Raw genomic sequence first — 962 nt, 5'->3', positions numbered from 1 at the left:
CCGCGCGCGACGCACAACGGCAAGAACGACTGCACGACGAACGGCAAGCCAACCATGCGCGAACACGATGATTTCTCAAAGGGTCAGCAGGGTGCGTCATCAACAGCGACGGCAAAACGCAGATCAGGCTCCACCTAGACGATGACATCTTGGCTGCCCTGCGTGAGCGAGCGGCTACCGAGGGCCGGGGCTACCAGACGCTGCTCAACGAACTGCTGCGCGCCAGCCTGTTATCGGACAGCGCGCCGCTGACAGAGGCCAAACTGCGCCAGGTACTCCGCGAAATGCTCAAAGCTGCCTGAACCAGCCATGGAAACCACCCTGATGCCCGATCTCAACGCGCTCCTGCTCCGCACCCTCAAGCTCAGCGACCCGGCCCAGCTTGAGGCGCACTCATCACCGGCGCCGCCGGCTCAACAGCGTCTCAGCAGACGTTATAGGCTGATCTGGCCCCTGCGCGCGTTGGTCAGCTTGCCTGAAACGAGCCATTTGCGCTGTCGTAACACCCTGACTCTGTTTTGAAAAATTAACGTGTTAAATTTCTTTTACCCCAAGCTTCAACGAAGAAACAACAACTTACGTTATTCTTGAGCTGAATCTTAGGGACGATCAAACATTTTCACCCCACTTTAGAATCAATGGATTATGCAGAAGCCGGAAAGTTGGCGCTTTCATTTTCAGTAAGTTAGAGACATCGCAAATGTCTCGAAACAGCCCTGCCCTGACCCTCGCGGGCGCCGCTGGTCGACGAGGTCGGAATACGAAGCGCGCCACTCCTTTCGCCGCTGTCACTTCCAGCGTGTTTGCTGCACTGACGCGGCCTATCTGTGCCTCGGCTTCAGCAACGTTCGGCTGTTGTTGCGCTAGCGGTTGGTGAGTTTTTGGTGGTGTGTCCCTGTTTTCCAATTACGTCACATCCAGACCCATTGGCAGGAAATATCCCTTGATACAACTCATGTCCC

At 56.0% G+C, this 962-nt stretch carries 2 protein-coding genes; both read left to right on the top strand.

All coding sequences use genetic code 11. The features are described 5' to 3' along the window. The first annotated feature begins 98 nt into the window (after positions 1 to 98). On the top strand, positions 99 to 302 hold the full coding sequence (locus tag VBE63_RS30235) for a BrnA antitoxin family protein (protein WP_416274746.1): 204 nt from the start codon (positions 99 to 101) through the stop codon (positions 300 to 302). A 7-nt stretch (positions 303 to 309) separates the two neighbouring features. After that, the gene (locus VBE63_RS30230) at positions 310 to 522 is read left to right on the top strand and encodes a hypothetical protein (protein ID WP_323686660.1); all 213 of its coding nucleotides are present in this window, start codon (positions 310 to 312) and stop codon (positions 520 to 522) included. Positions 523 to 962 lie beyond the last annotated feature (440 nt).

The sequence above is a fragment of the Lamprobacter sp. genome (genome assembly GCF_034860625.1).
Classification (GTDB): Bacteria; Pseudomonadota; Gammaproteobacteria; order Chromatiales; family Chromatiaceae; genus Lamprobacter.
The sequence above is the reverse complement of the archived record's forward strand: the minus strand, read 5'-3'. Positions and strand labels throughout refer to the sequence as shown.